19 protein-coding genes and 4 tRNA genes are annotated in these 19,287 nt (G+C 52.6%); 5 read left to right on the top strand and 18 right to left on the bottom strand.

The window, feature by feature from the left end; genetic code table 11:
* Positions 1 to 36 precede the first annotated feature (36 nt).
* The 4 genes from B5F38_RS11880 (at position 37) to B5F38_RS11865 (ending at position 1,619) form a co-directional block, all read left to right on the top strand.
* On the top strand, positions 37 to 453 hold the full coding sequence (locus B5F38_RS11880) for a hypothetical protein (RefSeq protein ID WP_025279187.1): 417 nt from the start codon (positions 37 to 39) through the stop codon (positions 451 to 453).
* A 230-nt stretch (positions 454 to 683) separates the two neighbouring features.
* Positions 684 to 983 (top strand): helix-turn-helix domain-containing protein, encoded by a 300-nt coding sequence (locus tag B5F38_RS11875; protein ID WP_025279188.1) that lies wholly within the window; start codon positions 684 to 686, stop codon positions 981 to 983.
* 34 nt (positions 984 to 1,017) lie between these two features.
* Positions 1,018 to 1,311, top strand: a complete 294-nt coding sequence (locus B5F38_RS11870) for a helix-turn-helix domain-containing protein (protein ID WP_025279189.1) — start codon at positions 1,018 to 1,020, stop codon at positions 1,309 to 1,311.
* On the top strand, positions 1,308 to 1,619 hold the full coding sequence (locus B5F38_RS11865; RefSeq protein WP_016273983.1) for a helix-turn-helix domain-containing protein: 312 nt from the start codon (positions 1,308 to 1,310) through the stop codon (positions 1,617 to 1,619). The genes B5F38_RS11870 and B5F38_RS11865 overlap by 4 nt, the downstream gene beginning before the upstream one ends.
* 60 nt (positions 1,620 to 1,679) lie before the next feature.
* On the opposite strand, the gene B5F38_RS11860 is transcribed toward B5F38_RS11865, so the two are convergent.
* Positions 1,680 to 3,002: a site-specific integrase gene (locus tag B5F38_RS11860; RefSeq protein WP_087409432.1), complete on the bottom strand. Its 1,323-nt coding sequence runs from the start codon at positions 3,000 to 3,002 to the stop codon at positions 1,680 to 1,682.
* Positions 3,003 to 3,023: 21 nt separating this feature from the next.
* On the bottom strand, positions 3,024 to 4,247 hold the full coding sequence (locus B5F38_RS11855) for a site-specific integrase (protein ID WP_025279191.1): 1,224 nt from the start codon (positions 4,245 to 4,247) through the stop codon (positions 3,024 to 3,026).
* Between the two features lie 424 nt (positions 4,248 to 4,671).
* Here B5F38_RS11855 and B5F38_RS11850 point away from each other — a divergent pair, with 424 nt between their 5' ends.
* Positions 4,672 to 5,442, top strand: coding sequence for a hypothetical protein (locus tag B5F38_RS11850; protein WP_143240975.1), 771 nt, complete (start codon positions 4,672 to 4,674; stop codon positions 5,440 to 5,442).
* A gap of 46 nt (positions 5,443 to 5,488) precedes the next feature.
* Here the strand turns inward: B5F38_RS11850 and B5F38_RS11845 are convergent, their stop codons facing one another.
* The 16 genes from B5F38_RS11845 to B5F38_RS11770 form a co-directional block, all read right to left on the bottom strand.
* Positions 5,489 to 6,835 (bottom strand): hypothetical protein, encoded by a 1,347-nt coding sequence (locus B5F38_RS11845; RefSeq protein WP_087409430.1) that lies wholly within the window; start codon positions 6,833 to 6,835, stop codon positions 5,489 to 5,491.
* 458 nt (positions 6,836 to 7,293) lie between these two features.
* Positions 7,294 to 7,377 (bottom strand) — tRNA-Leu (locus B5F38_RS11840).
* Between the two features lie 23 nt (positions 7,378 to 7,400).
* A tRNA-Leu gene (locus B5F38_RS11835) sits at positions 7,401 to 7,485 on the bottom strand.
* Between the two features lie 28 nt (positions 7,486 to 7,513).
* Positions 7,514 to 7,589, bottom strand: a tRNA-Gly gene (locus tag B5F38_RS11830).
* Between the two features lie 45 nt (positions 7,590 to 7,634).
* Positions 7,635 to 7,707 (bottom strand) — tRNA-Gly (locus B5F38_RS11825).
* Between the two features lie 108 nt (positions 7,708 to 7,815).
* Positions 7,816 to 8,406: a GTP cyclohydrolase I FolE gene (gene folE, locus B5F38_RS11820; RefSeq protein ID WP_162611682.1), complete on the bottom strand. Its 591-nt coding sequence runs from the start codon at positions 8,404 to 8,406 to the stop codon at positions 7,816 to 7,818.
* 26 nt (positions 8,407 to 8,432) lie between these two features.
* Positions 8,433 to 8,936 carry an SPOR domain-containing protein gene (locus B5F38_RS11815; RefSeq protein WP_087409428.1) on the bottom strand — a complete coding sequence of 168 codons (504 nt, stop codon included), beginning with the start codon at positions 8,934 to 8,936 and terminating at the stop codon, positions 8,433 to 8,435.
* A gap of 83 nt (positions 8,937 to 9,019) precedes the next feature.
* Complete coding sequence (gene tpiA, locus B5F38_RS11810) at positions 9,020 to 9,775, bottom strand: triose-phosphate isomerase (RefSeq protein ID WP_087409427.1); 756 nt, start codon at positions 9,773 to 9,775, stop codon at positions 9,020 to 9,022.
* 28 nt (positions 9,776 to 9,803) lie between these two features.
* On the bottom strand, positions 9,804 to 11,345 hold the full coding sequence (locus tag B5F38_RS11805) for a BT_3928 family protein (RefSeq protein ID WP_206422493.1): 1,542 nt from the start codon (positions 11,343 to 11,345) through the stop codon (positions 9,804 to 9,806).
* Positions 11,326 to 11,877, bottom strand: a complete 552-nt coding sequence (locus B5F38_RS11800; protein ID WP_087409426.1) for a DUF1599 domain-containing protein — start codon at positions 11,875 to 11,877, stop codon at positions 11,326 to 11,328. Before B5F38_RS11800 ends, B5F38_RS11805 begins: the two co-directional genes overlap by 20 nt.
* A 189-nt stretch (positions 11,878 to 12,066) precedes the next feature.
* Positions 12,067 to 13,362, bottom strand: a complete 1,296-nt coding sequence (locus B5F38_RS11795) for a tetratricopeptide repeat protein (protein WP_087409425.1) — start codon at positions 13,360 to 13,362, stop codon at positions 12,067 to 12,069.
* A gap of 393 nt (positions 13,363 to 13,755) precedes the next feature.
* Entirely contained in the window at positions 13,756 to 14,100 is a 345-nt protein-coding gene (gene rplT, locus B5F38_RS11790) for a 50S ribosomal protein L20 (RefSeq protein WP_008860709.1), read from the bottom strand.
* 123 nt (positions 14,101 to 14,223) lie between these two features.
* A complete protein-coding gene (rpmI, locus tag B5F38_RS11785; protein WP_087409424.1) occupies positions 14,224 to 14,421 on the bottom strand; it encodes a 50S ribosomal protein L35 in 198 nt (65 codons plus the stop codon).
* 51 nt (positions 14,422 to 14,472) lie between these two features.
* Positions 14,473 to 15,003 carry a translation initiation factor IF-3 gene (gene infC / locus B5F38_RS11780; RefSeq protein ID WP_087409423.1) on the bottom strand — a complete coding sequence of 177 codons (531 nt, stop codon included), beginning with the start codon at positions 15,001 to 15,003 and terminating at the stop codon, positions 14,473 to 14,475.
* Between the two features lie 56 nt (positions 15,004 to 15,059).
* Entirely contained in the window at positions 15,060 to 17,000 is a 1,941-nt protein-coding gene (gene thrS / locus B5F38_RS11775) for a threonine--tRNA ligase (RefSeq protein ID WP_087409422.1), read from the bottom strand.
* A 158-nt stretch (positions 17,001 to 17,158) separates the two neighbouring features.
* Entirely contained in the window at positions 17,159 to 19,240 is a 2,082-nt protein-coding gene (locus B5F38_RS11770) for a tetratricopeptide repeat protein (protein ID WP_087409421.1), read from the bottom strand.
* Positions 19,241 to 19,287: the final 47 nt, after the last annotated feature.

The raw sequence follows: 19,287 nt of genomic DNA, 5'->3' as shown, positions 1-19,287 counted from the left end.
TTTTTCTTTTGCAATGTAACAGAGAAATGAAACGACATGGCAACGGTACGCATCATAACAGCAATGACTATCGACGGTTTCCTCCCGGATGCCGACAATCCCCGGATGCGTTGGCTTATGACCGATGCCAAAGGGTTCCGGCACTGGCATGACATAGGCACATACACACTCCAAGCGGATTACCCGGTCCTTGATCTTGTATGTGACAAGGACAGCACCGACAAATCCTGCATATACACCGCCGAAGTATCGGATCTGGACGGGATGGAGCTTATGACACGGCTCTTCCGTTACAATATAATAGACGAACTGGTAATCCATATTTTGCCTGAAATTGCAGGAACAGGAACCCATATCTTTCAAAACGGCGTGCCGTCAGGGTGGATATTAAGCAAATCCAGCCGGTTAAAGAACGGGATTTGCCGAAACATCTACCGGCGCAAAGCGCGATAATCTCGCAATAGACTATTGCATACCGCCGGAAAGTCTTGCATTTTGCAATACATCTGATTTCCATCATTTCACGCTTGAATATTTTTATCGCACTGATATTCTGATGAATATCGGTGTCTTGTCATGCCTTTTGGTGGCGGTGGCACGGCATTAGCCAATATATGTAGTATAACCGATTGCGCAACACGGTGTAGAACAAACCAATTCATTTACATCAAAAAGAACCGATTATGCTATATAACGAAACAGTGCATAAGATGTTTACCTCGCTCATGGAACGCTTTGACAAGATGGAGCGGGCATTCGAGCGGATGAACAAGCTAAAGGATTGTTTGGACGGCGACACGCTGCTCGACAATTACGACCTGTGCCGGTTGCTCGGCGTCACCAAGCGCACCCTTGCGAGATACCGCCAGAAGAAGCTTATCCGCTACTACATGATAGACGGACGTACCTACTACAAGGCATCCGAGATACAGGAATTCCTACAGATGAAAGGGAAGTCGCTACCCGCCGCCGTGAGCCACTGAAACACATATCGTAAAATCTAAAAAACGTAACATCATGGAAATAATAAGCATGGACATCAGAACTTTCGACGCCCTGTTCTCCAGAATCAGGGAAATCGAGGAAAAATCCGAACTGCTGAGCCGAAAGCACGAGGACATCGGCCTTAAGAAATGGCTCGACAATGAGGATGTATGCAACATTCTCGGAATCTCAAAGCGCACCTTGCAGACCTACCGCGACAAGGGTATCCTACCGTTCAGCCGTATAAGAAACAAGCTCTTCTACCGTCCGGAGGATGTAGAGAAACTGCTCCAATCATCGTATTACCCCAACACATCACAGTTATGAGCCATTATTTTATCGACAGGCAGGATCCGCGTGTGGCAGACCTGTTGCGCCGCCTCGGAAACATCGGGCAGGCGCTCGGACAAGTTGAATCGGTAGCACGTCCCATGTTCAAGGGGGACAGGTTCCTCACTGACGAGGAACTGTCTCGCCTGCTGAAAGTGAGCCGGCGCACCTTGCAGGAATACCGCACCGCTCGTCTTATTCCTTACTACATTGTACAGGGAAAGGCCCTATACCGGGAATCCGAGATACAGAGCCTTCTTGAAAAGGCGCACCGGAAATGCGTGGAGGAACAGAAGTGGCTGTAAAAGCCGCTGATTTCCGCAATATGCGCGCCACTATCAGACATAGGCGGGAACGGTCTGCAATCACAGGCCGTTTCCCGCCTTGTTCCTGAAATTATATTTCCTTCTCTTTTCCATTGCCTTATCCATGCTTTCGTCAATCAAGGTTATTTCAGAACCGGTTGCCTGCATACGCAGACGCTTCATGTCCTCATCCACCTTGCGGTCAGTCACCTGGGCGTATATCTGGGTTGTGGTAATGCTCTTGTGTCCCATCATGTGGCTGACTGTCTCAATAGGAACGCCCATCGACAGCGTGATGTGCGTTCCGAAATTATGCCTCGCCTTGTGAAAGGTAAGGTAAAATCCATATTCCTCGCCAAGTTGTCTGGTCAACCTTATCAAGTGGTTCCTGCAATATAGATTGAAAATCTTCCCGTTTTGGCGCTCATCCCTGTATTTCTCCATTATCCGCATTGGGATGTCAAGCAGACGTATCGCCGAGCGGCTGCCGGTCTTCTGCCTGTTGACGTGTATCCACCATGTGCCATCGGGAGCCTGGGATATGTCATCCTCCGACAACTGTTTGAGATCCGCGTATGCAAGGCCGGTGAATGTCGAGAAGATAAACCAGTCGCGCACTCTTTGGAGATTGGGGGCGTCAATCTGCTTTTCCATAAGCAGTTTCAAGTCGTCAAGCCTCATGTGGCGGCTCTTGCGCCGTGGCAACGGGGGATGGAGTCTCGCATAAGGGTCACGGCGGAGTGTACCCTGACTGACGGCTCGCGTCGTCATCTTCTTCAGACGGTAAAGGTGCTCATGGACAGATTTGGGTTTTAGCCCACGGTCTGCGCCGAGAAACACCTCGAAGTCGTCATAGAAAGCCCTGTCAAGAGCGCGGAGCGGAACATCCTCCATATTCCGTTTCCCGGTTACAAATGCCGACAGATGCCGGTAGGAGTTGAGATAGCTCTCATATGATTCCTTAGTGCGGTCTACTCCCACACGCTTGTGGAACTCCTCGTTATGCTCGCGGAAAAGGGCCAGAAGGGTTGATGGCTTGCGACCGATGCCTTTCATGGCGTTCTTCACAAGCTCGGCGGTGACGAAGCCAAGACTGCGCCTTATATCCTCATAATGCTCGTTTATCTCGACTGTCAGCGAGTCTATGGCGCGGTTCACGGTCACGGCATTGGCACTGCGTCCGTCGGCACGCCCTTTTTCGGGGTTCCAGATATCAGGATTCACAGACACTTTCGTGCCTATCTGCTCCCATTCGGCGTCTATGCTGACCTTGCACAAAAGCTGGCATGTCCCGTCCTTGCGGACTTTTGTCCGGTTGATGTAGAAGAGTATGGCGAATGTGCTGCGCCGTTTGGGTGTATTGTTGTCTTTATCCTTTTTCATGACTATGTGAGTTTTAGTTTATTAAATGGCGACAGTGAAGCGTGACGCTATCCGGCTGTCAAGGTTCTGTGTGTCTGTGCCGATTTTGTCATCGGTCACTTTCGCGTAGATCTGCGTCGTGGTAATCCGGTTATGTCCCAGCATACGGCTGACGGTCTCAAGCGGCACACCGTGCGCCAGCGTGATTTCGGTGGCGTAGGTATGACGCCCGCAGTGATAGACCAGTCTGCGCTCTATGCCGCATATCTTGGCAATCCTTTTCAAATATGTGTTCAGGGTGGAGTTGCTGTACATCGGCAGAAGTTTCCCTTCAGGTGCCATTCCACGGTATTTCTTGATAATCCTCAACGGCAACTCAAGCAACGGTATCTCATATTCCATCTTCGTCTTTTTGCGCGAGGATTTTATCCAAACCGTACCGTCCTCGGCAGTTTCAAGATTATCCTCAGTCAGAAGACACATATCGCCGTATGGAATGCCTGTATAGCAGGAGAACAGGAAGAGGTCGCGGACATGGTACAGACGGCTGTCATGAAGCGGTGTCGTCATAATCCGGTGGAGTTCCTCCGAAGTAAGGAACTTCTGCTCACGCTGTGGCTTCTCCGCCTCGTATCCGGCAAAAGGATCTGCGGTTATTATGCCGTCGGTGATAGCCTCCGACACTATCATCTTCAACCGTGTGGTATGGAATTTCACGGAGGATATAGCGAGTCGGCGCTGTGTACGCAGGTAGATGTCATACTTGTCTATGAAGGAACGGTCGATAGCCGTAAACGGAATGTCGGACAACTTATATTCCGTTTCCAGAAATGTTGCCAGGCATTTGTATGTGTAATGGTAGGATTTCAAAGTGGCATGGACCCGGTTCACGCCGACACGCTTTGAGAAATTCTCTATGAACGTGCTGAAATATCCCATCAGTGTCTCCTGTCCGAAAGCCATGCCCTGTATCTGGCACTTCACATCATCGGCAGTCACGCCCATGCGGACAGCCGACAGTTCCTGATAGACGGAAAGTGCGCTTGCCCTGATTTCGTCAAGCTGGCGGTTGATTTCCCTCGACGCGGCGCTCTTGCCCGTGGCACGGCCGAGCATCCATGCCTTCGGCGATGCCGAGAGCTTCGCGCTGAAAGCCGCCTCGGAGTATCTGCCGACATTTATGCGCCCCATCACCGGGCACAGGCCGTCTTCCGATATCTCGCTCTTTTTAAGGTAGAACGAAACCTTTAATCCGCTCTTTTTCATAACTCTATTCTTTGTTTGCAAAATTAACTGATATAGAGTCATTTGTAGGTATGCAAAACGTAGCGGAACCACGAATAGGAATCACAGATGCCATCCCGGAGCCTATATTTCTTCGCATTGCCGGGAAAAATCGCTAAATTTGCAGTAGCAAAGATGCCTGACAAGCGGGTTCTATGGCATAAGACAGGGATAATCATCCATCGGCAAAACCGTCTTCAAGACCGGAATTCCGGACAGGAAAAAGGCAACGGATAGGTAGCGATTCAATCTCCTAACCCTTCCAAAAACCGAATTTTCCGCCGAAAGCACCCTTCGGACGAACAATGCCGATCTCTCCTAACTCTCAACATATTACTTTATTCCCCATTTATTGCCATAGTTTCGCGAATTCTCACTATATTTGTCAATCATGCAGGCCAATAGGGTGAATCCCAGACATATCAGCATACTGTGCATCGTCCTGTGCATCTTGTTCGCGGGTGGCTACATCGCGCGGCAAAACTACCGGCTCGCCCAAGCCTGCCAAACAGCCTCGCCCTACGACTACATCCCGGCCGGAGAGAGCCGGGCCATTCTCGAGACCACCCCGGCCCTGCCGCCCGACTCGACCGCCGCCCTGCCCTATTGGCAACGCGCCCGCACGCTGGTGCGCCTGTGGCAAGAGATTCGCACGGCATCGGCCCTGCCCGAAGTCGATACCATCGTACTTTCGTTCACCCGCGACGGCAATGTGACCCTGTGGTACCGCACCTCCCCACAAGAGCAGAAGAGTCTTGCCCGGCGGCTGCCCCGTCTGCTCTCAAACGACTATCGACCTGTATGCCAAACGCATGACGAAATATCCGTGCGCCACTATCCTTTGCGCAACGGTACTTTCCTGCACACCCTTTCGGCCCCGGGAGTGATGGCCTTCTCGTTCGAGTCGGCTCCCTTCCGCGAAGCCCTCGAAACGGTCGACGTACTGGCTCGCCGCGAGCAGTTTACCAAAACCTTGCGCTCGCTCGACATTCAAGCCCCCGCCCGACTTCTGCTTCAGGTCAACGACCTGGGCTACCGCAGTTCCGGCCGCTGGCAGGGGCAGGCCATCTATCCTCACACCTCCGCACCCGACACCCTCCCGACCACCCCGACCGACAGCGCCCGAGACACAAAAAATGTCCCGCCCCCTGCAACAGGGAACGGGACAGCGGGCTGACACTCCCGAACGCAACAGCCTGAGGCCGTACACCCGGGAAGTTCCTTCAAAATCGTTTGAAATCGGAGGTCTTGCGATTCTCGCTACCGGTATCGCGGCGGCTCACCCACGACTCCTTGCGTCGTATCTTCACCCGTTCGTGACCACAATGGCGACATCGGTACAGCTCCCTCACCTTGTCGATGCGCACCCGGTCGACCCAGGTCTCGACCTCCTCGTCGAAGTGCTTCTCTTCCCACTCCTTTTCACGCCCCTCCACCTGCCCGTTGCGTGTACGCTCGGTGTAGGCGGTCGTCGTGCCGGTATGCGTGCGGCGCTTCACCGCCTCGCCCTTCCGGTCCCTATACCGCTGGCTGAGCACCTCGGTACTCACCAGTTCGTGATCTTCGAGCCGCTTGCAGCGAGGGCACCTCAACCCTCGGTAGAGCCCCCAGAAGAGCCCCACGACCAGAATGGTAATGACCCATACCAGCGGATAGGCCGAGATAAAGGGATAGCCCCGCAACAGCATCAGCTTGGGCCACAGCCAGAAACCGAAAAGAATGCAGGCCGCTATCAGCAGATTGACCGCCCAGTTGGGCACATAGTAGAGCGGGCGACGCAACGCCAGCAGCCCCATGAGCAGACAAAGCGGCAGGAAGGGAACCAGATTCAGGAATATCCCCGACAGCAGCCAGGTCGACATCACGGCCGGAAATTCGGGGCGCGAAATGACCCACGAAAAGAGGTCGGTGATATGAGCCCGCAAGCCATCGCCCCCCATCATCGGTTCGTGCGAGGTAACCGCCGAAAGCCAATGTCGGAAAGAGGTAGGCCAATAATGCGACCCGGCAAACGAGCCGTCGGGGTTAAAGGTAAATGAGACCCGAAACATGTTCCACCAGTCGTCGAGCAGCACCAGATTGGGCACCACCACAATCGAGTCGGGTGTCGTCTTCACGCTGTTGACCGTCACCCGATCGTACAGCCGCTCCATCGAAAAATCCGGGTCGTCAATCATTCGGAGGTATTTACGGAACGAAATCTTACGGTCCTGCTTGAGTGAGCGCTCCGGCAACCCCTCGGGAGCCACCGCCACCCCGGCCGGAATCACGCCCCGGAAACGGCCGTCGGGTGTCTCGGCCCAGACCATCTCGCCCTGACGGGCCAACAGTCGCAGCGAATCGCCCGGCGAAATATGCAAGGTATCGGAGAGATCACCTCCCCGCCCCACAAACATCGGCCCCTCGGCCACAGCGACAGTCCGGTAATCGGCCTTGTGCCCGAAACTGGCAGTCATCAGCACGAGCGTAATCACCGAAACGGCCACAAGAATAGCCATCTGCCCCCACAGCGGCAGCTTCAGGAATTTCGAAAAAATCCAAACTATCGGTTTGAATATCCACTTCCACATGGTCGTCGGGTTTTATGATAAATGATACGTCTGTCGTCCCCTGAAATACAGTCCCTGTAAATTCAAATCATCTACAAATATAGATTAAATTAAGAAAATACAAAATAAATAACACCGCTTTTGCTATTCAGCCATTCATTTTTCTCCTTTACAGAAATCGGAAAAAAAAGATATAGACCTTCCTCTCCTTGCCACAAATAGACTTACCGGATTTACCCCACCCCGCACAATAACCTCCAACAGATTGACCACCGAATAGGCTTGAGAAAATTTCTGGATACCGCATCAAGTGCGGTATGCCCCAAACCTCCGCGTCGAATGCGAAATGACGGGCTGGGTATTTCTGGATACCGCGTCGTAGCGCGGTATGACAGGCGAGTCCCCTCGCAGGGGATACGGGGCCAGAAGGGCACAAAAACAAAAAGGTCGGTAACCGCAAGATTACCGACCTTTTCGAGTGTCCGAGATGAGATTCGAACTCACACGAGCCAACGCCCACTACCCCCTCAAAGTAGCGTGTCTACCAATTCCACCACCCGGACATACGGTATCTCGTCTCTCATCTTGGTGCCCAGAACAGGACTCGAACCTGCATGCCTCTCGACACACGCACCTGAAACGTGCGCGTCTACCAATTCCGCCACCTGGGCATTTATTGTTCATCGATAGAGATACCGATGGAGCGAAAAACGGGACTCGAACCCGCGACCCCAACCTTGGCAAGGTTGTGCTCTACCAACTGAGCTATTTTCGCATTTCATCATTTCAAAGCCTTTTTCGGAACGCTTTCCGATGGTCGAGCGAAAAACGGGACTCGAACCCGCGACCCCAACCTTGGCAAGGTTGTGCTCTACCAACTGAGCTATTTTCGCGATTGCGAGTGCAAAGATAAACCCTCTTTTTGACTTATGCAAGAGCTTTGCGAAATTTTCTCAAACATTTTTTTCATCAAAACGGGTTACTGTTTGATAAATAATTGGTTATTGCTCGCAAGAATTTTTACCGATGAGCGAATAAAATTCGCGGCGCCACTCGGGTTGCTCAAATTTACCGGTACAATCGTAGGTAACGGTGACGGCTCCCTGCTTCTCGACGCCCCGCATCTGCATGCAGAGGTGACGGGCTTCGACCATGACGATGACCCCTTCGGCCTCGAGGGTATCGGCCAAGCTGTGGCAGATTTGCGCCGTGAGACGCTCCTGCACCTGAAAGCGGCGGGCATATACCTCGACCAGGCGGGCTACCTTGCTGAGCCCTACGATGCCCTTGGTGGGGATATAGCCTACGTGCACCTTCCCGAAGAAGGGGAGCAGATGGTGCTCGCAGAAGGAGTAGAACTCGATGTCGCGTACAATGACGATGCGCGAACCGGTGTGCTCGAATATGGCCGAAGATATGACGTCGTGTGCCGACTGGCGATAGCCTTTGGTCAATTTCATCATTGCCTTGGCTGCCCGCTCGGGAGTTTTTCGCAGCCCTTCCCGATCGGGATCGTCGCCCAATAAAGAGATTATGGCCCGATAGTGTTCGGCCAGTTCCTTGCAAACCCGTTGTTGCTCTTCCGGGCTCATAACCTGTTCATCCATGAATCAACAAATTATTCGGTAAATCCTTGATGTATCTGTATTTGTATCTTATCGCGCACAATTCGCATCTCGCGAGCCATCTGGGGGAACTCCCGCCTCAACTCCCGCAGGGCGTTGCCGGCCTCTTCGTAGGAACGGAAATCGCCTACTCTCAGCCGCCAGAAGGGCGAAGTGAAGGTGACATAGGTGTCCAGCTCGGGGAAGGCCTGCCGGATGAGCCCCTCCTTGTAGAGGGCATTGTTCTTGGCGGTGCGGTAGTCGTTGTCGGAGAAGACCTGAATGCGGAATCCCGACGACTGGGCATAGCCCTTGTTGCCGTCGTACTTGACCACGCCTTCGGCCCGGCTTACCCGCTTGGCCAGCTCGGCCGGTTGCACCACTTTCACTTTGCCACCGGTCTCGGGACGCTCGAGGTACTGTACTATCGAGGTGTCGGAGACTGCGACCTGGGCTTGTGCCGTCGCGCCTGCCGCTCCTATCACGAGCAGGGCCAGTATTACATGTGATTTGCGCATAACCTACAACTTTTCAAAAACAATGAGGCTGCAAAAATAAGAATTTATTCCCACTTTTGCAGCCTCTGTGAAAATCTATTTTATTAGAATGCAGTAATAATGCCCATGAACGAGTCGGCTTTCAGGGCAGCACCACCAATCAGACCACCGTCTACGTCGGGTTTGGCGAAGAGCTCGGCAGCGTTGCTGGGTTTGCAGCTGCCACCATAGAGAATCGAGGTGTTCTCGGCTACTTCGTTGCCATACTTCTCGGCAATGGTCTTGCGGATGAAGGCGTGAATCTCTTCGGCTTGGTCGGCCGTAGCAGTCTTGCCGGTACCGATGGCCCAAACCGGTTCGTAAGCCAGGATGATTTTACCGAAGTCTTCGGCCGAGAGGTTGAAGAGCGACTCTTCTACCTGTGCTTTTACGACATCGAAGTGTTTGCCGGCTTCGCGCTCTTCCAGAACTTCGCCGATGCAGAAGATGGGAGTCAGACCGTTGGCCAGAGCCAGGAGGACTTTCTCTTTCAGGATTTCGGGAGTTTCGTGATAATAGGCACGACGCTCGGAGTGGCCGAGGATTACGTATTGTGCACCCGTCGAAGCGACCATCTTGGCCGAAACTTCGCCCGTGAATGCGCCTTCGGTCTTGTCGGCACAGTTCTCGGCACCTACACCGATACGTTTGGTGTCGATAGCATTTACAACCGATACCAGGTGAGTGAACGGAGTGGCGATGATTACATCGCATTTGGTGGTTACACCGGCCAGAGCGGCATCGATTTCTTTAGCCAAAGCCACGCCCTCTTGTACGGTCGTGTTCATTTTCCAGTTTCCTGCAACAATGTTTTTTCTCATAACAAATCTTTTTTAGAGGTTAAAAAAATTATTGTATTTCGTTTTGTTTCTTATTCTCGTTTTTCGGTTCGCTCGCAGGCTCAGACGATTCTGCTGCCGGGGCTGCCTCCTCATCGGCCACCGGCTTCCCGCTATTGTCCTCAGGCTCTTCGTTTGCAGCGGCTACGTCGGTCGGGGTTGGGTCGGTCTCTTCGGGTCGAGGCGATGCCCCTGCCGCTTTAGCTTCTGCGGCCTTCAGAGCTTCGTGCTCGGCCCTGCGCCGGCGGCGTATGCGATTGAGCCGCCACAGCTTCACCCGCCCGATAATCATGGCCACGGTTCTCTCGGTCAACAGCAAGAAGAGCATGGGTATGACATAGAGCAGCACGATGAAGCCGATGCGGCGTTGAGGACGGTATACCTCGGGGTGACCGTAGTCGAGCTGGTCGAGCGGCTGGGTGAGCTGGGTCTCGTCGGGCAATTGCGAGGGTGCGGTCTTGCGCAAGATGGTTCCCCCCTTGAGCAACAGCACGCAAGGGTTGCCCCGCGCTATGGTGCGAATGGTGGTTCGGTCCATGAAGTAGAAGGGGTACTCGGCCCCGGTATTCTCGAGCCAGGTCACTATGCCCCGCGGACTCGAGGCGGTGACGCAGGCAAAGGCGTAACCCCGCTCCACACAGTAGTCGTAGAGCTCGTTTATGCGGTCTACCTCGCTGTCGTCGGCCCGCTCGAGGTCGGGCGAAAGCAACAGGATGCGGTAGTTGTCGTCGCCGAGGATTTCGTCGGTAATATCGTCGGCTCCCCGATAGATGGTAAATTCGTCGATGGCGGGAGCCTGCGGCCGGGTGCTCTCAATCACCTTTTCGCGCCGGTCGACAAAGGTCCACCCCTCCTCTTCGCTGGGGAGACTGTCGAGGGAAAACTCTTGTTGCTGCCCATCCTTTTCATAGATGAAGATAAACTCGTGCTGAGGCTCGCTGGCGGCAAGAGCTTCGGGTATGTTGACCCCAATCTTGTAGGGACGGAAATCGAGATAGGGCTGGTAATTGATGCCGACATAGGCAAAGAAGAGGACAAAGACCAGCGAATAGAGCCCCGTGAGCCACTGCACCTCCTTGTTGTAGAGGGCTCGCAACCGCTTGTTGGTATAGAGCAGAAATATGGCACCACCCAACAGAACGACATTCTTGAAGAAGGTGGCCCAGTTGCTCAGATGGACGGCATCGCCGAAACAGCCGCAATCGGATATGGGGTTGGCAATGGCCAGATAGAGCGTGAGGGGAGTCATCACGCAGAGGAAAAGGAAGACCAGCCGCGGCGTGGACTTGCGGTACGACCCGAACAGCAGATGAACACCCAGCAAAAACTCGACCACCGAGAGGGCTACCGAGAAGAGCAGAGTGAACGACGAGAGAAACTCGAGGTGAAATGCGGCGAGATAGTCTTCAAACTTATAGGCGGTACCGTACGGGTCGATGGCTTTTACAAAGCCCGAAAAGACGAATGTTCCCCCGACAATCAGACGGGAGAGAAAAACAAGCCACTGTATCAGAAGGGCTTTGCGTTTCTCGTTAATCGTCTTGCTCTCCATACTCTATCTTTATAAGGCCAAACAGCGAGTAGTTGATCATATCCATGTAGTTGGCATCGATACCCTCCGAGACGAGAGTCTTGCCTTCGTTGTCTTCGATTTGCTTGGTCCGGCAGATTTTGGTCAGAATCAGGTCGGTATAGGAGCTGATGCGCATGCTGCGCCACGCCTCGTCGTAGTCGTGGTTCTTGGCATACATGAGGGTCTTGGTCTCGGTCATGTACTTGTCGTAGAGGGCCAGGGCCTCGTCGTTGCTGATGTCCTCGGTATCGGCATAGCCGAGATGCAGCTGGATGAGCCCGATGATACCGTAGTTGACAATGCCGATAAACTCGGAGCGAATGCCTTCATCGATTTTGCTTTCGCCCTTCGTCTCGATGCTTCTGATGCGTTTTGCCTTGATAAAAATCTGGTCGGTGAGCGACTGCGGACGCAGGATGCGCCACGAAGCGCCATAGTCTTTCAGCTTTTTGACGAACAGATCCCGACAAATAGATATTACATGCTCAAATTGCGCTACCGTATCGGCCATAACTAATCTTTTTTTTTAACTCACCCCGGCACCAGTATCCAAAGCCTCGAACACGAGAACCTTACACCTCGGCCGGCATGTGCGGTTTTTATCCCTGCAAAGTTACAATTTATTCCTAAAACTTGCACTCAAATGGCGATTGATATTTAGTCCGAGGGAGAGGGTGCTCTCTCCCCCACCCACTCCGCGCTAAAAGCCGAAGAACTCCATCAGCGCATCGGTCTCCTCCTCGCCCTCTTCGATCGAAGCGATATACTTGCGGGCTATCGTCCGACTCAAAGAGGTGGCGTTGGCATTGTCCACACACTTCTGGAACCAGGCCTTGGCTTTGGAGAGGTCGCTATCGATATATGCCGAAAGGCCCATATAGCATTGTGCCAAAGCATCGCCCTTGCTCGACATCAACAGCAGCTCGGCAATCGAAAGCGTGAGGTAGTTGAGATCCGTACGGTTCTGCTGCTGCAGCCACTTGCGGCAACAGTGGGCTGCCGCCAGCATGAAATTGCCCTTCTCGTAATACTTGAAGGCTATCTGGTAATCCCGGATTACACCAATACCCTCTTCATAACAGACGCCCAGTTTGAAACAGGCATCGTTCTCGCCCTGCTCGGCAGCCTCGGTATACCAGTAGGCAGCTGTCTTATAGTTGCGGTCCACACCCAAACTGTTGTAGTAGCACTCGCCCAATTGCAACGAGGCTTTGCCATATCCCTGTTTTGCGGCTTGACGCCACCAGTACACGGCTTGCTCGTAGTTCCCATCGTCAAAATACTGCTGCCCCAGCACATACTGCGACACATCGATTCCCGACTGGGCATTGGCCAACGTCGAGGGGTCGACATGCGAGCCCGACGATGACGAAGAAGTGGATGCCGTCGAGGCCGACGTTGTGGAACTGCCGTCGGCCGACAGGCCCAGCTTGGACAGCCGCTGGCGGGCATCCTCATTGCCGCTCGCAGCCGCCTTGCGATAGTAACTGATGGCCAGCGACCGGTTGGAGGCAACCCCCTCCCCATTTTCGTAACACCAGCCCAGGTTGTAGCAGGCCGAAGGGAACTCCTGGTCGGCCGCCTTCTTGTACCACGAGGCCGCCTTTTCGTAGTTCCGCTCGACACCCCGTCCGTAGTAGTAGCACTCGCCCAGATTGTTCTGCGAGAAGCGGTTGCCCTGGTCGGCGCTGCGGCGATACCAGTACGCCGCTTCACCGAAATCCCGTGCGGTGCCGTAACCATTTTCATAGAAATAGCCTACCCACGACTGGGCATAGGCATCGCCTTGCTCGGCCGATTTCTTGGCCCAATAAAAAGCCTTGCTGTCATCTTTCGGGGCCCCCTTTTCCCCCTTCCAGTAGCACATGGCCAAATCGTACTGTGCATCACTGTTTCCGCTTTCGGCCTGTTGCTGGAGAGTAGCCAGCGACTCGGCCCAAGCCGTTGCCGTACTCAAGAGGAGAGCGAGTACGAGGCTTGCAAACATACGTTTCATTTCCCTTTATAATTATGATATTCAACGAATAATAGTCCCCTATAAAAAAGCCCGACTCCGTGCAGGGAACCGGACTATATAAGGGGTCGTATCAAAGGATGCGATGAAACTCCGATAGACAGGATTTGAGGGCCCCCGCTCCTTTGTAATCCACCGTGCAAAGCAAACCTCGAAAGGTTGTGGCCCGCCATTGGAACGGAAAGCGTGTCTCGGCATTTCATAATTTTTGATGAGTTTCCCAATCTACTCTGATACGACCGGGCTTTCTCTTTCTCTTTGATACAAAGCTATACAATTCCTTTGAATAAACAAAATATTTCGATAAAAAAATTTAGGGACCCCCTGTGCGGGAATCCCTAAACAGCTATAATAAAAGAAGATTATGCGTCTCTCTTATTTCACTTTCTCGACGATAGCCTTGAAAGCCTCGGGGTTGTTCATGGCCAGGTCGGCGAGAACCTTGCGGTTGATTTCGATGCCGGCTTTGTGAAGGGCGCCCATCAGTTTCGAGTAGGACATGCCTTCGAGGCGAGCGGCTGCATTGATACGTTGAATCCACAATGCACGGAAATTACGCTTATTGTTTTTGCGGTCACGGTAAGCATAGGTCAAACCTTTTTCCCAAGTATTTTTGGCAACGGTCCAGACGTTTTTGCGCGAACCATAGTAACCGCGGGTAAGTTTAAGAATCTTTTTTCTTTTTGCTCTTGAAGCAACGTGATTTACTGATCTTGGCATAGTTTTTTTTGTTTTGAATGTTAGCGCTACCGTTCAAGGTAAACTTCAAGCTAAAAACATTCGGTTAATAAATTTTGAAACTACTCTTTTGTGTGAGAAAATTTTTCGGAAACCCGTCGAGCATTATTTCAAGCCCAGCAATGCTTTTACATTGTTCACATCGACCGTCTTCAGCGTAGTCATGTGAGTGAGGTTTCTTTTTTGCTTTTTCGTCTTCTTCGTCAGAATGTGGCTTTTGTAAGCATGTTTTCTCTTGATTTTTCCTGTTCCGGTAAGGGCGAACCTCTTTTTGGCACCGGAATTAGTTTTAATCTTTGGCATTTTACTAAATTTTAATTTTATAATTGAATGAATAGTCTGTCCTATCTCTTCTTACTTTTTCTTGGGGCTTATCATGATAATCATGCGCTTCCCCTCGAGAACCGGCATCATCTCTACCTTGCCATAGTCTTCCAGGTCGTTGGCAAAACGCAGCAACAGCACCTCGCCCTGCTCCTTGAAAAGAATCGAGCGGCCTTTGAAGAATACGTAGGCTTTCACCTTGGCACCTTCGTTGAGGAAGCCGATGGCATGCTTCAACTTGAAGTTGTAGTCGTGATCGTCGGTTTGCGGTCCGAAACGAATCTCCTTCACCACAATCTTGGTCGATTTGGCCTTCTGCTCCTTCTGCCGTTTCTTCTGCTGATAGAGGAATTTCTGATAATCCAGAATCTTGCATACAGGCGGCACTGCATTGGGAGAAATCTCGATCAAATCGAGACCTTGCTCGTCGGCCATGTGCATAGCTTCCTGTATGGTGTAAACACCCTGCTCTACATTATCGCCGACCAGACGCACCTCTTTGGCACGGATGCGTTCGTTGACACGATATTGATCTTTAATGTCATTCTTTTTTGCAGGCATAGGTCTGTTAGGCCTACCGGACTGCGGTTGTGGTTGTGGTTTTTTCTCCATTCAGATTACCATTCTTTGAGTAATTCTTCTACTTCTGCATTTAAATTTGCGGCAAAGGTAGCAATTTTCATCGAACCTTTATCACCTTCGCCCTGTTTTCTTACAGAAACTTCACCATTTTCGGCCTCTTTTTCACCAACAATGAGCAAATAGGGAATCCGTTTCATCTCGTTGTCGCGAATCTTACGGCCAATCTTTTCGTTACGATCGTCGACGATGGCACGAATATCTTGCTCGGCCAACTGGCTGGCTACCTGTTGTGCATAGTCGTTGTACTTGGCACTGATGGGCAGGATAGCTACCTGGTCGGGGGTGAGCCACAAGGGGAATTTACCGCCGGTGTGCTCGATGAGCACGGCCACGAAACGCTCCATCGAACCGAAGGGGGCACGGTGAATCATGACGGGGCGGTGTTTCTGGTTGTCGCTGCCGGTGTATTCAAGTTCGAAACGCTCGGGCAGGTTGTAGTCGACCTGAATCGTACCCAGCTGCCAGCGACGGCCCAGAGCATCCTTGACCATGAAGTCGAGCTTCGGTCCGTAGAAGGCGGCTTCGCCATACTCTACACGGGCTTTCAACCCTTTTTCCTCGCAAGCCTCTACGATGGCACGTTCGGCCTTCTCCCAGTTCTCGTCGCTACCGATATATTTCTCGCGGTGAACGGGGTCACGCAGCGAAATCTGAGCTTCGAAGTTGTCGAACTTCAGGGCCTTGAAGATAATGAAGATAATATCCATCACCTTGAGGAACTCCTCTTTCAACTGGTCGGGACGGCAGAAGATGTGGGCATCGTCTTGCGTAAAGCAACGTACACGGGTCAAGCCGTGCAGCTCGCCGCTCTGTTCGTAACGGTATACCGTACCGAACTCGGCGAAACGCAGCGGCAGGTCTTTGTACGAACGGGGCGATACTTTATATATCTCGCAGTGGTGCGGGCAGTTCATGGGTTTGAGCAGATACTCTTCGCCCTCCTCGGGAGTGTGGATGGGCTGGAACGAGTCTTTGCCGTATTTGGCATAGTGGCCCGATGTTACATAGAGCATCTTGTTACCGATGTGCGGCGTGATTACCTGCAGGTAGCCGAAGCGTTTCTGCACCTTGCGCAGCATGGCCTCGAGGCGATCGCGTAACTGGGTACCGCGGGGCAACCACAAAGGCAGACCGGGACCTACGTTGGGCGAGAAGGCAAAGAGCTCCATCTCCTTGCCAATCTTGCGGTGGTCGCGTTTCTTGGCCTCTTCGAGCAATACGAGGTATTCGTCGAGCATCTTCTTCTTGGGGAAGGAGATACCGTAGACGCGCACCAGCTGTTTGCGCGTTTCGTCGCCGCGCCAGTAGGCACCGGCCAGCGAAGTAATCTTCACGGCCTTGATGAGCCCGGTGTTGGGCAAGTGCGGGCCACGGCACAAGTCGGTAAATGCGCCTTGCGTATAGGTGGTGATAGTTCCGTCTTCAAGTTCGCTGATGAGTTCGACCTTATACTCTTCGCCGCGTTTGCCAAACATGTCGAGGGCATCGGCTTTGGAAATTTCTTTCCGTACGATGGGGTCTTTGTGACCGGCCAGCTCGAGCATCTTGGCCTCGATGGTGGGGAAATCGGCAGCGGTAATGGTAGCTTCGCCCGGGTCTACATCGTAGTAGAAACCATTTTCAACAGCCGGACCGATACCGAATTTGATACCGGGATAGAGCTCTTGCAGGGCCTCGGCCAGCAAGTGAGCCGACGAGTGCCAAAAGGCATGCTTGCCTTCGGGATCGTCCCATTTGAAGAGTTTGATGGCCGCATCGGCAGTAACGGGACGGGTAAGGTCCCACTCCTGACCATTGACAGTTGCGGCAAGAACTTCCTGTGCCAACCGGGGGCTGATGCTCTCGGCAATCTGTAAAGGGGTAATGCCAGACTCAAATTCCTTTACCGAATTATCGGGAAATGTAATCTTAATCATCTTTTCTTTCCTTTATCTTTTCAACAATTCTTGAAAAACGTCTCTATATTGATACGCAAATTTTATTCCATATATGGTGGCATCCGGTGTGTACCTTTATACCAAGGCACAAAAGTAATAATTATTTCATTACGGAAACGGATATTTATAAAAATCTTTTAGTCACTCAACCGTTTCAACAGATTGTAGGCTGCCACCACGCCCAATTCGCCGGCTTTACTCAAATCGGCAGTACCGGCAGCGGTGTTGCCCTGCCTCAAGTAGACGAGACCGCGATTGTAGTAGGCGTCGCCAAAGTCGGGACGCAACTCTATGGCCCGGGTGTAGTCGGCAATAGCTCCCCGATAGTCTTGTTGCGAGCAGCGCAGGTTGCCGCGATTGTAGTAGGCATAGATGAATCGGGGCGAATCTTCAATCACTTTTTCGTAGTCGCGCAATACCATTTCGTACTCCATCTTCAGGTTTTCGTTCCCCAGTGCCGCAAAGCCCATCGGGGTAAAGTCGTTGCCCTCTTTCTTGCGCTGGGCCTGGAAGTCGAGATTCTGAGCCGATGCCGAAGAGATTTCATACTCAATCTGCTTGGCCCGCACGACAGCCCGCAGGAAGTAGGCCATGGTGAAGTTGCGGCTGGTCATAATGGCCCGGTTGAGGTCGTCGAGCGCACTGGCAAAGTCTTGCACGAGCATGAAGTCGACCGCCCGGCCGAAGTAGGCCAACGGGTTGGAGGGGTTGATCTCGATCAGACGCGAGAAGTCGTTGATCGAAGAGAAATGGTAGTTGATCTGGTCGGAGAGCAAAGCGGCCTCGGAGTTGGTAAGCAGCAGTTTCTTGGCGAAAACATGGGTATCGTTGAGCTCTTCCAGCTCCTTGACATAGTAGATGTTCTGGCGCACGGCATCGGGGCGCTCGTAGTAGGTGAGCACATACATGGGTTGTATCGACACCTGCACGTTTTGGTCTTGCACCCGGCCGCGTATCTTGTTCTCATACTCGGGTTTGTACTCGGTTTGGGCATCGGCCACGAGTATCTGGTTGAACTTGTTGATGTTCTTGTCCGACTCGGAACGCTCGTCGGCAGCCTGTCCCGATTTGCTCGTGGTACCGGCGGCAGCCGTAGCCTCGTCGATGGGTTCGTACTTGGTCTTCTTCTGCAGGTCGAGGGCCAGCATGAAATCTTTCTCGCCCCCCTTCATATCGCCCATTTTACGCTTGGCCTCGGAGCGGGCAAAGAAACCGGCGGCAAAGTCGGGGTACTGCTTCAGCACCACGTCGAAGTCGGCAATGGCTTTGCCGTAACTGCCTATCATATCGTAGAGCAGGGCCCGGTTGTAGATGGCAAAGTAGTTGTCGGGCTCGGCCTTGATTACCTCTGTAAAGTCCGATATGGCCTTGTTGCGCTCACCCACCTGCATGCGCAAGAGACCGCGGTTGTAGTGGGTCATGGTGTTGCCGGGGTCGAGCTGGAGTATGTGGTCATAGTCGGCCATGGCACCTTGCAGATCGTCCTGATGATACTTGATACGGGCCCGGTTGAAGTAGTACGAAACCTCCTTGGGGTCGAGCCGCAGGGCCTCGTTCATATCGGCCAGCGCCGAGTCGTAGTCGGCATCGTGCAACACCTTGATGATGGCCCGCTGGGCGTATGCCCCCGACATGTACTTGTCTATCGAGATAGCCTTGTCGATGTCGGCCATGGCCTTGATGGTGTCGCCCTTCTCGAGGTAGAACTGCGCCCGGCTCATGTAGCCGTTGTAGTAGTTGGGATGCAGAGCGATAAGCTTGTCGAAACTCTTTTCGGCCTCGTCGTATTTTTTCAGCTGTACCTCAGCAATCGCCTTGTTGTTCAGGAAAGTACGATCTTCGGGAGCATAGCGAAGCCCCTCGGTATAGTCATCGATGGCCCCTTGATAATTACCCAGATTCTGCCGGGCGATACCCCTCACCTGGTAAGCGTTCACGATAAAGGGGTTGCGCTCGATACAGAGCGTGCAATCCTCCTCGGCACCCTTGTAGTCGTCGAGGCTGAGCTTGGCGATACCCCGGTAGAAATAGGGCTCGGCCATATAGGGTTTCACCTTGATTACCTGATTGAAATATTGCATCGACAAGATGTAATCCTCGAAGTAGAGAGCGTTGCGCCCGATATTCATCACCCGGTCGGTGTTGATCTGAGCCACAGACCAGAGAGAAGAGAGCGAGAACAACAATAGTATGGTGTAGGACTTGATTGTAAGTTTCATTAAACGCGTAACATGATTATCAGACAAATGTACGCAAATAATGAGAA

The organism is Barnesiella sp. An22, assembly GCF_002159975.1.
Classification (GTDB): domain Bacteria; phylum Bacteroidota; class Bacteroidia; order Bacteroidales; family Barnesiellaceae; genus Barnesiella; species Barnesiella merdigallinarum.
Note: the sequence above shows the minus strand (reverse complement) of the source record. Positions and strands in the feature narration are given on the sequence as shown.